Source organism: Roseomonas acroporae (genome assembly GCF_023223525.1).
Lineage (GTDB): Bacteria > Pseudomonadota > Alphaproteobacteria > Acetobacterales > Acetobacteraceae > Roseomonas_E > Roseomonas_E acroporae.
In genome coordinates this window covers 17171-29591 of record NZ_JALPRX010000111.1, presented here as the reverse complement: position 1 = coordinate 29591, position 12421 = coordinate 17171, and the positions used below count along the sequence as shown (strand labels likewise).

9 protein-coding genes are annotated in these 12421 nt (G+C 74.6%); 6 read left to right on the top strand and 3 right to left on the bottom strand.

The window, feature by feature from the left end:
• Positions 1–66: 66 nt before the first annotated feature.
• On the bottom strand, positions 67–2082 hold the full coding sequence (locus tag M0638_RS22910; RefSeq protein WP_248669284.1) for an esterase/lipase family protein: 2016 nt from the start codon (positions 2080–2082) through the stop codon (positions 67–69).
• A 361-nt stretch (positions 2083–2443) separates the two neighbouring features.
• Between M0638_RS22910 and M0638_RS22905 the strand changes: the two genes are divergently transcribed.
• Positions 2444–2641: a hypothetical protein gene (locus tag M0638_RS22905; protein ID WP_248669283.1), complete on the top strand. Its 198-nt coding sequence runs from the start codon at positions 2444–2446 to the stop codon at positions 2639–2641.
• A gap of 218 nt (positions 2642–2859) precedes the next feature.
• Here M0638_RS22905 and M0638_RS22900 read toward each other — a convergent pair whose 3' ends face one another.
• Together M0638_RS22900 and M0638_RS22895 are read right to left on the bottom strand one after the other, a co-directional pair.
• Entirely contained in the window at positions 2860–3813 is a 954-nt protein-coding gene (locus M0638_RS22900; protein WP_248669282.1) for a 3-hydroxyacyl-CoA dehydrogenase NAD-binding domain-containing protein, read from the bottom strand.
• 423 nt (positions 3814–4236) lie between these two features.
• Positions 4237–4956: a M48 family metallopeptidase gene (locus tag M0638_RS22895; protein WP_248669281.1), complete on the bottom strand. Its 720-nt coding sequence runs from the start codon at positions 4954–4956 to the stop codon at positions 4237–4239.
• A gap of 596 nt (positions 4957–5552) precedes the next feature.
• Here M0638_RS22895 and M0638_RS22890 point away from each other — a divergent pair.
• The 5 genes from M0638_RS22890 to M0638_RS22870 all read left to right on the top strand — a co-directional run bounded on the left by M0638_RS22890 (position 5553) and on the right by M0638_RS22870 (position 12203).
• Entirely contained in the window at positions 5553–6542 is a 990-nt protein-coding gene (locus tag M0638_RS22890) for a glycosyltransferase family 2 protein (RefSeq protein ID WP_248669280.1), read from the top strand.
• 248 nt (positions 6543–6790) lie between these two features.
• Positions 6791–8347 (top strand): IMP dehydrogenase, encoded by a 1557-nt coding sequence (gene guaB / locus M0638_RS22885; RefSeq protein WP_248669279.1) that lies wholly within the window; start codon positions 6791–6793, stop codon positions 8345–8347.
• Positions 8348–9471: 1124 nt separating this feature from the next.
• Entirely contained in the window at positions 9472–10170 is a 699-nt protein-coding gene (locus M0638_RS22880) for a haloacid dehalogenase type II (RefSeq protein ID WP_248669278.1), read from the top strand.
• Between the two features lie 7 nt (positions 10171–10177).
• Positions 10178–11500, top strand: coding sequence for an RsmB/NOP family class I SAM-dependent RNA methyltransferase (locus M0638_RS22875; RefSeq protein WP_248669277.1), 1323 nt, complete (start codon positions 10178–10180; stop codon positions 11498–11500).
• Between the two features lie 7 nt (positions 11501–11507).
• The gene (locus M0638_RS22870) at positions 11508–12203 is read left to right on the top strand and encodes a GNAT family N-acetyltransferase (RefSeq protein ID WP_248669276.1); all 696 of its coding nucleotides are present in this window, start codon (positions 11508–11510) and stop codon (positions 12201–12203) included.
• Positions 12204–12421 lie beyond the last annotated feature (218 nt).

The window sequence follows — 12421 nt, the reverse complement described above, 5'->3', positions numbered from 1 at the left end:
TCGGAAAATGCGAAAAATCAAAAGGCTAGAGCCGTTCCGGCCTGACACAGTCAGGCTGGATCGGCTCTAGCGCGAGGCCATGTCCGGCGGCCGGGTGCAGCGCAGCGCGGTGCCGCAGGCCTCGCGCAGATGCGTCAGCAGGATGCGCCGCACCTCGTTCACCGTGTTCGGGTTGGACTGGGTGGAATGGCTGGAGCGGACGATCTTCGTCGAGGCCATGCCCGGCAGGTAGGCGCTGTCGAAGGCCACCACCCCGTCGCTCTGGCCTTCGGGCGGGCCGTCGCCGCGCACGGCGATGATGGAATGGCCGGTGACGCCGGGGGCGAGCGGAATCGGCCGCAGCGCGCGCAGGAAGCTGCTGCCCGGCAGCATGCTGTAGAGGCTGCCCATGCGCATGCCGCTCGGCACCAGCCCGGCGGCCTCGGGATCGCCCGAGAGCACCTCGACGCCCACCTGCGCGACGGCCACCGGCAGGGTGATGAGGCGCGAGATCATGCGCACGATGCCGAACTCGGTCAGGAAGCTGCCGCCATGCGGCGTCGCGATGAAGACCACGCGGCGCACCTGCGGCACCGGGTGGAAGAAAAAGGCGCGCCGGATCAGGTCGAGCGAGTGCGGGCTGAGGCCCAGCGCCTCGGGCGGCCGCCGGCTCACCTCGGACCAGAGCCGGTCGCCCGGGTCGATCGCCATCATCTTGGTCAGCAGCCCGCCCTGGCTGTGGCCGATCACCACCATCTGCCCCAGGGCGGGGTCGGCGGTCGGGCTGTTCAGCGCCGCCATCGAGGCGGCCAGCGCCTCGCGCAATTGCAGCGCCGAGTAGGGGACGGGGTTGCCGGTGGCGTAGGTGAAGAACCAGAACTCGTAATTGGCCTCGATCACCGGGTCCGAGATCAGGTCGTTGACCATGTCGGCCCAGCGGCTGGAGCTGGAGGCGGTGCCGTGCACCAGCACCACCGGGATGCGGCCGGGCCGATGCGGCGCCAGCGCCACGAGCTGCGAGGGCATCTGGTCCAGCAGGCTGCCGAACAGGAAGGCGCGCAGCTCCTGCGACCAGAGGTTGGATTCCGCCAGACCCTCCGCGAAGGCGGCGCTCGGGCGGTACTCCAGCGGCACGCGGCGCCCGGCGATGCTCACCGCCGCCGCGTCGAACATCATGTGCAGGGCGAGCGTGCCGTGCAGCTCGCCGCCGCGAAGCTGCCGCGCCGGCTCCTCCAACACCAGCACCGCCGTGCCGGGCACCCGGAAGCGGCCGGCGACGCGCACGCCGCGGCCGGGCCGCAGCGGGTCCGGCGCCACCGCCGGCGTGTCCTCGTCCGCCGCCACCGCCACCGGCGTGCCGCCGCCGCTCACCTCGGCGGCCGGCGCCGGCGTCCGGACGGCCAGCGGCGCCCCGATCCCGGCGCGCCGGTAGAGGTTCTCCAGCCCGCTCACCTGCATGCGGCTGGCCGGCAGGAAGTCGGAGAGCCGGCCGTCGCCCCACTCGATGCTGTGCTCGTCGAGCGTGATGTCGATGCTGCCGAAGGGCAGCGGGTAGCGGCCGCTGGCGATGGCGACGCGCCCCCCCTCGGGCCCGCCGCCCGGCGCGGTCAGCGCCTCGGACAGGGCAAGGTTGTAGAGGTCGAGCGCCTGGCGGAAGCGCGGGTCGAAGGCCTCGGTGGCGTCGGAACGGCTGGTGGCGAAGAGGTGCCCGTAGGCGTAGAGCGCCGCCGCCAGCAGGTGCGGCGCCCCGCCGCGGCCGCGCCCGTGCAGGTAGGACATCTCGGCCAGGGCGAAGAGCTCGCCCGGCTCGTCCTGGCCGGCGACGACGCGCGCGTGCATGGCGGCGATGCCGTCCGCCGGCCGGCGCTCGAAGGTCTCGAGCAGGGCGCGGCGGCGCAGCACGTTGCGCGTCTCCTCGCTCAGCCCCTCGAAGGACATCGCGTTGCGTGCCAGCCGCTGGTACTCGACGCGCTGGTCCACCGTGCGCACCGAGACCGGCGTGCCGCAGCCGGCCAGCAGCGCCAGTGCCGCCAGGCAGGCCGGCAGGACGCCGTGCCGGCGGATGCTGTCCAGCCATCCGGCATGGCGAAGCGAATGGGCCAATCGAGGGATCTCCGAAGGGGCGCTCGCGCCGAAACGGCTGCCATGCCGTTCACGCGAGCGTGCGTGCCTCGGTTCGGGCCGCCTGTCCAGGGATCACGGAGAGCGCGGTCTCGCCGACCGGAGCGGAACGCGGTTCAGCCGGGACCGCGCTCCGCTCCATCTCGTTGTTTTCCAAGCGGATTCACGCCTCCGGGCGTCGCCGCCCCCCGGCGGCACGCTCCAGGCGGGGCCGGCCGGGGCGGTGGCCCTGCGGCCGCCGATCCCGATGCGGAACGGATTCGGTCGCCCCTTCCGCCACGGCGGGACGCACCCCATCATATTGCTTCTATTTAATCTCCAGGTAATATGAAGGGCGACGACCATGCTCTCCTTCCATCGCTCCCTGATGACCGTGCGTGACAGGGAGGGCCGCGTGATGGCGCCGGGCCGTCTGCTGCTCGCCAAGGCCGGCGGCGACGCGTCGGCGCGGCCGGCCGCCACCGCCAAGGGAAATCCGTTCGGGTCCGGCAGCGGGACGCCGTCCCGCGCGGCGGAACTGCGACCGGCGCCGCGCCCTTAGAGGCGTTCCGGCCTGACCGTATCAGGTCGGAACGGCTCCAACCTTCTGGTTTTTCGCATTTTCCAGGGCGTCGGGTGAGTGCGCCCGGCTTGAAAATGCTCCACGGCGAACCGCGGTCCGGTCGGGACTGCGGTTCACCTTAGCTCGTTGTTCCCGGCGCGGATTCACGCCGCCGGGCGTGTCCGGCCGCCGGCGATCCGCTCCAGCGGCGGCGCGGCTCAGCCCGGATCGTCGCGGCGCAGGGCCAGCAGCCCGGCCAGCAGGCGGTCGCGCCGCGCCTCCAGCGTCTCGATGTCGCGCCCCGCCGCCTCCTCGGCCACGCCCCTGGTCAGCGCCTCGGCCATGGCGGGGGTGATGTGTGCCGGCGTGCTGAGATCGGCCCACCAGCTCTCCAGCGCCGGGCCGAGGTGCGACAGGAAGTGCTCCATCCCGCCGCGGCCGCCGGCGAGGTGGAAGGTCAGGTGCGGCCCCATGATCGCCCAGCGCAGCCCGGGCCCCTCCGAGATCGCCGCGTCCACGTCGGCGACGCTGGCCACGCCCTGGTCCACCAGCCAGGCCGCCTCGCGCCACAGCGCCGCCTGGAGCCGGTTGGCGAGGTGCCCCGGCACCTCCTTGTTCAGCAGGATCGGGTGCTTGCCGACGGCGCGGTAGAAGGCGAGCGCCGCCTGCCGCGCCGCCGGGTCGCCGCCGACGATCTCGACCAGCGGGATCAGGTGCGGCGGGTTGAAGGGATGGCCGATCAGCACCCGCCCCGGATGCCGGCAGCCATCGCCGAGCCGGCTCGCCAGCAGGCCGGAGGAGGAGGAGGCGATCACCACCTCGGGCGGCAGCGCGGCGTCGAGCCGCGGCAGCAGCGCCTGCTTGACCGCGTAGCGTTCCGGCGCGCTCTCCTGCACGAAGCCGGCGCCCTCGACCGCCCGCGCCGGGTCCGGCTCGAAGCGCCAGCGCGTGGGATCGGCGCCGGGCGCGGCGCCCAGGCGCTGCAGCACGGGCCAGGCCGCGTCGATCATGCGCCCGACCGCCGATTCGGCATCGGGGGAGGGATCGCTGACGACCACCTCCAGCCCGCGCGACAGGAAGCAGGCCGCCCAGCTCGCGCCGATCGTGCCGGCGCCGATCACGGCGACGCGCCGGACGGCGCCGGGCGGGGAGGGAGGCTCGGCGTGAGGCATGGGCGTTTCCTTTCCTTTCTCGGTCCCGGGAAGCCCGGCGTGGCGGCGAGCGGCCTTCCGCGCGCCTGCCGGGGAATGGCGGCGGGAACGGCGGACGATGCCGGCGCGGCGCGGCGTCCGCCGGCGGGCACGTGCCCTGCCGGCCTGCCGTGCCTCGCCGGGGCGTGACCCCGCCGGCGGCCGCCCATCGTCCGGCATCCCGTCCCGTCGTCCGGGGCGGCCCCCCGCCATCGTCCCGGTGCGCCGGGCGGCGTCAGGGCCTGTTCGGCTGGCCGGCAGAAGGAGGGGAAGGGCTTTTCCGTGCCGGGTAGCAAGGGGCCGGGTAGCGAGGGCTGCCGGCGCGATGCCATGACGCACCCCCCCTCATCCCCTCGGTCGCGGAAAGGGCCGCCGGGTCGGCCCGCAGGCCATTCCGACGGGCTCTCAGCCCACCCGCATCAGCGCCGGGCCGTGCGCCCGCAGCCAGGCGACGGCGGCGTCGCGGTGCGGCGTCAGCTGCGCCACGTGCGCCCAGAAGCGGGGCGAGTGGTTCAGCTCCCGCAGATGCGCCACCTCGTGCGCCACCACGTAGTCCAGCACCCAGTCCGGCGCCATGACGAGCCGCCAGGAGAAGGCGAGCGTGCCGTCCGGCGCGCAGGAGCCCCAGCGCGAGCGCGTGTCCTTCAGCCGTACCGCGCGGGCGCGCACCGCCAGCGCCTCGGCATGGCGGGCGACCAGGGGCTGCACCCGGCGCCGCGCCTCGGCGCGCAGGAAGTCGGCGGTGCGGCGGGGCAGAAAGGCGGCGTCGCCGGCCACGTGGATCGCCCCCTCCTCGAGCCAGGCGCCGCCCCGGCCGCCGGGGGCGTGCCGGATCGGGTGCGGCACGCCGCCCAGCAGCACGCTGTTGCCGGGGGCGAAGACTACGCTCGGGGCCAGGGCCGCGAGCCGCTCCGTCACCCAGGCGGCATGGGTCATCAGCAGCGCCATGCCGGCGCGCCGCCCGGCCCGGGGCGGCAGGGTCACCACCACGGCGCCGGCGCGCGCGTCGATCCGCAGCGACACCCGCCGGGCCCGGGTGGAGCGGCGCCATTGCACCGGGCAGTCCACGGGCTGCGCGAGGGGTGCCGCGCGCAACGCCACCGTTTCGGCAACGCTCTGATCCATTGCGGGAGCATGGCCGGTGGGGACGGCGGGTTCAACCGGTTGACAGCACCCGGCCGATCGGGCCAGGCCGACCTGCATGCCGGTCGGCGGGCCGCGGCGGTCCTTCGGCCTGTCACCGACGCCGGCGGCGTCGGGAAGCGCTTCGGAAGGCGGCCGGGAGACCGGCGGATCCGGGCGGGCAGGCCCATTGCACCGCGAGGCGTGCAGCGCACTCGCCGGTTGTGCTATAGGATCGGGTCCTGGGGGACCGGTGCCTGGCCGAAATGCCCTGACCGGGGCGCGCGGCTCACGATGGCGTGTTCGGAATAATATGCGTGCCAACGATTTTTGCGGGCATAGTCCCGCAGCCGGCCGTGCCCGGCGCATGCCGCCCAGGCAGGCCGCCCGTCGTGACGGCGCCGGCCGTGATGGCGCCGGGAAGGTGCCGGAGCGGGCCGCCACGGCCGGATGCGGCCGGATGACGTACCCGCTGGCGCCGGCGGACGGCGTGGTGGCCGGTCCCGCGACCTGCCCGCCCCGGCCCCGCCCGCCGGCGGCCCGCCTGCAACGAGGCTGCCCGGCCGCACGGCCGGGCCGCGACCGAGCCGATGACTAGGATGGAGAGAACCGACATGCCCGAGGCGCCGCCCAGCGTGGACATCATCGTCCTGTCCTGGGACCGGGTGGACGACACCATCGCGACGATCGAGAGCGCCCTGGATCAGGTCGGGGTCGAGACCAAGGTGTTCGTGGTGGACCAGGGCACGCGGGAGCAGGACCTGGCGCGGCTGCGCGCCGCCTGCGCCGCCCTGCCGCAGGTGACTCTGGTCTGCAACGCCACCAACAACGGCGTGCCGGGCGGCCGCAACCAGGCGAGCGCCCTCGGCCAGGGCGAGTTCATTGTCGCGATCGACAACGACGCCGTCTTCGCGGACCGGGACCAGGTGGCGAACGCCGTGCGCATCGCGCGGGCCGACCCGTCGGTCGCGGTGCTCGGCTTCCGCATCCTCTGCTACGAGAACGGCCGGGACGACGAGTCGAGCTGGGGCTATCCGGGCAGCGTCACCGCCCTGGCCGCGCAGCGCTTCGAGACCTGCCGCTTCGTCGGCGCGGGCCACCTGATCCGGCGCTCGGCCTTCGAGCGGGTCGGCGGCTACGACGCGCGGCTGTTCTTCATGCACGAGGAGATGGATCTCTCCTACCGCTTCATCAACGCCGGCTACCGGCTGGTCTACGAGCCGGAGATCCGCGTGCTGCACAAGGTCTCGCCCGAGCGGCGCGTGGCCTGGAACGACGGCCGCTACTACCGGCACATACGCAACTGCTTCTACATCTTCGCCAAGTACCGCGTGTCCCCGTTCTCCGGCGTGATGCCGTCCCTCAGCCTGCTGATCCGCGGCTTCCGCGAGGGGTATGCCGGCGCCACGCTGCGCGGCGCCGGCAGCGCGCTGCTCCTGCTGCCCGCGGCGCTGCGCTTCCGCTGGGGCAACCCGCTCGGCCGCTTCGCGCCCCGGCAGCGGGAGCGCCTGTGGCAGCTCTCCGGCCGGCTGAAGCTGCGCGACCGGTTCCCGCTGCGGGCGCTGCGGCTGCGCTCCAGCCAGCTCTGACCGGATCGCCGCAGGGGCGGGGGGAGAGGCGGGGAGGGGCCATGCCGGGGCGGGTGCCGGACGGCATGCCCCGGCGGCGCCGAGGGAGGCGCGCCACGCAGGGCAGACGCCGCGAAACCGTCATCCCCCGCGGCTTGCCCTGCCGGCGCGTTCCGGTCTAAGGGGACGCGCCAAGGTTGCGCCCCCAGGGCGGTCCCCCGAAGCTCGGTTCCGGCCACGGCTCCGGCATGGACCGCGAGGTTCCCGCCATGGCTCTCGAACACCTCCCCGATGCCGTCCCGCCCGGCGACGCTGCGCCCGACGGCGGCCAGCCGGCCCGCGCCGCCCAGCCGCGCCGGCCCTTCGCCATCGAGGAAGCCTACGCCTTCGACGACGTGCTGCTGGTGCCGGCCTACTCCTCGGTGCTGCCGAACCAGACCGACACGCGCACGCGCCTGACGCGCGAGATCGCGCTCAACATCCCCCTCCTCGCCGCCGCCATGGACACCGTCACCGAGGCCAACATGGCGATCGCCATGGCCCAGGCGGGCGGCATCGGCGTGATCCACAAGAACATGACGCCGGAGGAGCAGGCGGGGCAGGTCCGCCGCGTCAAGAAGTTCGAGTCCGGCATGGTGGTGAACCCCGTCACCATCCACCCCGACCAGACGCTCGCCGATGCGCGGGCGCTGATGGACGGGCACCGGATCAGCGGCATCCCGGTGGTGGAGCCCGGCACCGGCCGCCTCGTCGGCATCCTCACCAACCGCGACGTCCGCTTCGCGACGGACCCCCACACCCGCGTCTACGAGCTGATGACGCGCGAGCACCTCATCACCGTGACCGGCGACGTGACGCCGGAGCGCGCCCGCGCCCTGCTGCACAAGCACCGCATCGAGAAGCTGCTGGTGGTGGACGATGCCTACCGCTGCGTCGGCCTCATCACCGTCAAGGACATGGACAAGGCGCAGGCCAACCCGAGCGCGGTCAAGGACGCGATGGGCCGGCTGCGCTGCGCCGCCGCCACCGGCGTGGGCGAGGACGGGCTGCGCCGCGCCGAGCTGCTGGTCGCGGCGGAGGTGGACGTGGTGGTGGTCGACACCGCGCACGGCCATTCCGGCGGCGTGCTGGCCTCGGTGGAGCGGATCAAGCGCCTGAGCAACTCGGTGCAGGTGGTGGCCGGCAACGTGGCGACGCCCGAGGGCGCGCTGGCGCTGATCGAGGCCGGGGCGGATGCGGTGAAGATCGGCATCGGCCCGGGCTCGATCTGCACCACCCGCGTGGTGGCCGGCGTCGGCGTGCCGCAGCTCACGGCGGTGCTGGAGACCTCGGCCGCCTGCCGCGAGCGCGGCGTGCCGGCGATCGCCGATGGCGGCATCCGCACCTCGGGCGACGTCGCCAAGGCGATCGCGGCCGGCGCCGACTGCGTGATGATGGGCTCTCTGTTCGCCGGCACCGACGAGGCGCCGGGCGAGGTGTTCCTCTACCAGGGCCGCTCCTACAAGTCCTATCGCGGCATGGGCTCGCTCGGCGCCATGGCGCGCGGCTCGGCCGACCGCTACTTCCAGGCCGAGGTGCAGGACACGCTGAAGCTGGTGCCCGAGGGCGTCGAGGGCCGGGTCGGCTACAAGGGGCCGGTGGGCGCGGTGATCCACCAGCTCGTGGGCGGCCTCAAGGCGGCGATGGGCTACACCGGCAACGCCACCGTGGCCGAGATGCAACGCAACTGCCGCTTCCGCCGCATCACCGGCGCCGGCCTGCGCGAGAGCCACGTGCACGACGTGGCGATCACCCGCGAGGCGCCGAACTATCGCCAGGATGGCTAGAGCATTTTCAAGCTGAGCGTCCTCGCTCAGCGGCTCGGAAAATGCGAAAAATCAAAAGGCTAGAGCCGTTCCGGCCTGATACAGTCAGGCTGGATCGGCTCTAGTGCGGATCGCCGGCGGGCGGACACGCCCGGTGGCGTGAATCCGCGCCGGGAACAACGAGCGACAGCGAACCGCGGTCCCAACCGGACTGCGGTTCGCTGAAAGCAAACCGCCGGAGGTCTGCGCGTGGACGAATGGCCGAGCAGGCTTGCGCAGCCTGCCTTCGCCGACCTCCATCCGTGGCGCAGGCAGCGCAAGCCTGCTTAGGGCGCGGCCGCGAAGGGAGATCGGCGCGGCCTGGCGGGCCCTTTCCGCGCCGGCGGCGTCGGCCGCCTGCCGCGAGGCCGTGGCCTCGTGGCGGCGCGCCTTCGGCACGAGGAATCCCTGCCCGTCCCTTCGCCGCTCCCCCTTGCGGACACGCCCCAGGCAGACCACCGGAGGTTCGCGCACGGGCGGATGGCCGGACGGGTTTGCGTAGCCTGCCGCCGCCGGGATCCGTCCCGCGGGGCAGGCTGCGCGAGCCCACCCGGTCTGGCCCCGGCGGAACGGGCCGCATGCCCGGCGGCCCGTCCCCTGGGCCGGGGGCTTCCCGGGAGGCGGCGCATCGGGGGCGCATCCGGCGTCCCTCGCCGGGTTGTCAGCCGCCGGTGCCTTGCATCGGGCCGCCTGTCGGCCCGAACCTGTCGGCGATGCTGCCGCGCGCCACCTGCCGGGATGTGGGGGCCGCGTGACGCCTGTCCGGTCCGGCGCCCGCCGTGCCGGGGAGTGTGCCGCGCCCTGCCCGGCCCGCCCTTTCCCGGCCCGCTTTCCGAGGCGTCCCCCGAGGGACGCCGCCCTCCGTGGCGTGCGTTCCGCCGCCACCCGTTCCGGGGACTCCGATCTGCCATCATCCGTTCCGCCGGCATCCGCCCTGCCGCCGCCCGTTCCCGGGCGCGTCCCGGGGCGGGTCGTCGCCGGCATTCGCCAGGAACCGCCGGCGCGGGGCGTGCGACCGTCGCGCTCCGCCTCCATCGTGAAACGTTGCCGCGCCGCGTGTCGGGCGTGGGCCGGCCCCTGCGCCGGCGCTGCAGGGAGGGTCCAGCGTGTCCGACGCCGAGTCTGAAGCCCAGCCCGCCGTCGAGGCGGTGATCTTCGATGCCTACGGTACCCTGCTCGACGTGCATGCCGCGATGGCGGGCGAGGCGGCGCGGATCGGGCCGGACTGGGCGCGCATCTCCATCGAGTGGCGCCACAAGCAGCTCGAGTACAGCTGGGTGCGCAGCCTGACCGGTCCGGGCAGCCACCAGGATTTCTGGCGCTGCACGCAGGACGCGCTGGACTACATCGCGGCCAGGTACGGGCTGAAGGATCCCGCGCTGCTCAACGACCTGCTCACCGCCTACCGCCGTTCGCCGGCCTATCCGGAGGTGCCGGCGGTGCTGCGCGCGCTGCGCGGGGCGGGTCTCGCCACCGCCATCCTGTCCAACGGCGAGCCCTACATGCTGGCCGAGGCCTGCGACGCGGCCGGCATCACCGGCCTGCTCGACGACGTGCTCAGCATCGAGTCGGTCGGCGTGTTCAAGCCGCACCCGCACGCGTACCGCCTGGCCGAGCGCCGCTTCGGCATCCCGGCCGAGCGCATGGCCTTCGTCTCCGCCAACGCCTGGGACGCGCAGGGGGCGCTGGAATACGGCTTCCGCGTCTTCCGGGTGAACCGCAACCGCGAGCCGGACGAGTACGCCCTGGCCGATCGGACCGCGACTCTGCGCAGCCTGCAGCCCCTGCCGGAGCGGCTGCGGTGACCCGTCCATGACCCCGGCCGCCCGGATCGCCGCCGCCGTGGCGTTGCTGGAGGCGGTGGAGGCCACCCCCCAGCGCCCCGCCGACGCCACCGCCAACGACTTCTTCCGCGCCCGCCGCTACATCGGCTCCGGCGACCGCCGGGCCGTGGCCGAGCGCGCCTGGGGCGTGGTGCGCCAGCGCCTGCGCCTCGAATGGTGGCTGCGCCGCACCGCCCCCGGCGGGCAGCCGACGCCGCGCCGGCTGCTCGCCGCCCACCTGCTGCTGGCCGAGGGCTGGAACTGGCGCGGCGTCGAGGAGGCCTTTCCCGGCGGCCGCTTCAACGCCGAGCCGCTGGACGCGGCCGAGCGCGCGGCGCTGAAGCCGCTGGCCGGCGCGCCGCCGGTGCATCCGGAGATGCCGGAGCACGTCCGCCTCAACCTGCCCGAATGGGTGCTGCCGGCCTTCCGCGACCGCTTCGGCGACCGGCTGGCGGAGGAGGCGGCGGCGATGGAGCGCCCCGCCCCGCTCGACCTGCGCGCCAACCTGCTGCGCACGACGCGCGAGGCCGCCGCCGCGTCGCTGGCCGCCGAGGGCATCGCGACCGAGCCCACGCCCTTCTCCCCCTGGGGGCTGCGGCTGCGCCAGCGCCGCCCGATCACCGGCACCGCCGCCTTCCGCGAGGGGCTGGTGGAGGTGCAGGACGAGGGCTCGCAGCTCATCGCGCTGCTGGCCGATGCCCGGCCGGGCATGCGCGTCGCCGACTTCTGTGCCGGCGCCGGCGGCAAGACGCTGGCGATGGCCGCCACCATGCGCAACAAGGGGCGACTCGTCGCCTGCGACGTCTCGGCGGTGCGGCTGGAGGGCGCGGTGCGACGGCTCCGCCGCGCCGGGGTGGACAATGCCGAGCGCCACCTGCTGGAGCCGGGCGACCGCTGGGGCAAGCGCCGGCAGGCCGGCTTCGACCGGGTGCTGGTGGATGCCCCCTGCACCGGCACCGGCACCTGGCGGCGCAACCCGGATGCGCGGCTGCGCACCGGTCCGGGCGACCTCGCGGAGCTTTCCGGCAAGCAAGGGAAAATTCTCGACAGCGCGGCAGATTTGGTTCGACCCGGCGGAAGGCTCGTCTACGCTACCTGCTCGATCCTTCCGGAGGAGGATGAGGGCCAGATGGACGCCTTCCTCGGTCGCCGCCCCGACTACGCGCCGGTTCCGCTCGCCGCGCTCTGGCCGGCGCTGTGTCCGGGCGTACCCTCGCCGGAAACGGATTCCTCCGGGCCCTACCTGGTCACCAGCCCCGGCCGGCACGGCACGGACGGCTTCTTCGCCGCGGTCCTGGAACGCCAGGGCTGATCGTGCCGTGATCAGCATCCGCCGGGCCCGCCCCGCCGACGCCGTGGCCATCGGCGCCGTGCACGTCGCCACGTGGCGCAGCGCCTACGCCGGGATCCTGCCGCCGGAATTCCTCGCCCGCCTCTCCGTGGTGCGCGAGGCCGCCGGCTACGAGCAGGCGATGCGCCAGCGCCGCGACGGCCATGCCATCTTCGTCGCCGTCGCCAATGGCGACGACCTGCATCCCGACCGCGCGCCGGACCGGCCTGCCGGTGGCGACCCGGCCGGGGGGGCCTCGATGGGGGGCGCCTCGATGGGGGGCGCCTTGATCGGGGGCCCCGCGCCCGGGGGGAGCCCCGGCCGGGCCGGCGGGGCACCCGGCTCGGTGGTCGGCTTCGCCTGCGGCGGCCGCTGCCGCCGCGCCCGGCTCGCCGACGGCGAGATCGAGATGCTCTACGTGCTGGACGACTACCGCGACCGCGGCATCGGCCGGCGCCTGCTGCGCGCCATGTCGGCGCACCTGGCCGCGGTCGGCTGCCGCTCGGCGGCGCTCTGGGTGCTGCGCGACAACCCGGCGCGCTGGTTCTACACCCGGCTCGGCGGGCGGCTGGTGGCGCAGGAGGGGCTGCGCTACGCCGGCACGGTGGTCGACCAGGTCGCCGTGGCCTGGAGCCCGATCGAGAGCCTGCTGACCGCCACCGCGCCGGCCCGCGAAGGCTCCTGAGCGCCCCACGGGGAGGCGGCGCGGGCCGTCCACCGCAGGCGCCGCCTTGCGCGCCCGGCGCGTCGGCCCGGCCACAGGCCGCCTCCCGGGGTGGATCCCGGGGACAGGTCGCTTCGGTGACCGGCCTCTTGGGGGGGCAGCTCTCTCGGGGGCATGGCCGGCAGGGCCCGCCCGCCTCCTCCGTCGCCCCTTCCCATTGGCAGGCCCGGGCCTGCGGT

What these genes read in the sequence shown, in the direction of transcription:
- M0638_RS22900 (WP_248669282.1), bottom strand. Translation starts at nt 3,813, where the DNA reads ATGCCTCACGCCGAGCCTCCCTCCCCGCCCGGCGCCGTCCGGCGCGTC.
- M0638_RS22895 (WP_248669281.1), bottom strand. Translation starts at nt 4,956, where the DNA reads ATGGATCAGAGCGTTGCCGAAACGGTGGCGTTGCGCGCGGCACCCCTC.
- M0638_RS22890 (WP_248669280.1), top strand. Translation starts at nt 5,553, where the DNA reads ATGGAGAGAACCGACATGCCCGAGGCGCCGCCCAGCGTGGACATCATC.
- guaB (WP_248669279.1), top strand. Translation starts at nt 6,791, where the DNA reads ATGGCTCTCGAACACCTCCCCGATGCCGTCCCGCCCGGCGACGCTGCG.
- M0638_RS22875 (WP_248669277.1), top strand. Translation starts at nt 10,178, where the DNA reads ATGACCCCGGCCGCCCGGATCGCCGCCGCCGTGGCGTTGCTGGAGGCG.
- M0638_RS22905 (WP_248669283.1), top strand. Translation starts at nt 2,444, where the DNA reads ATGCTCTCCTTCCATCGCTCCCTGATGACCGTGCGTGACAGGGAGGGC.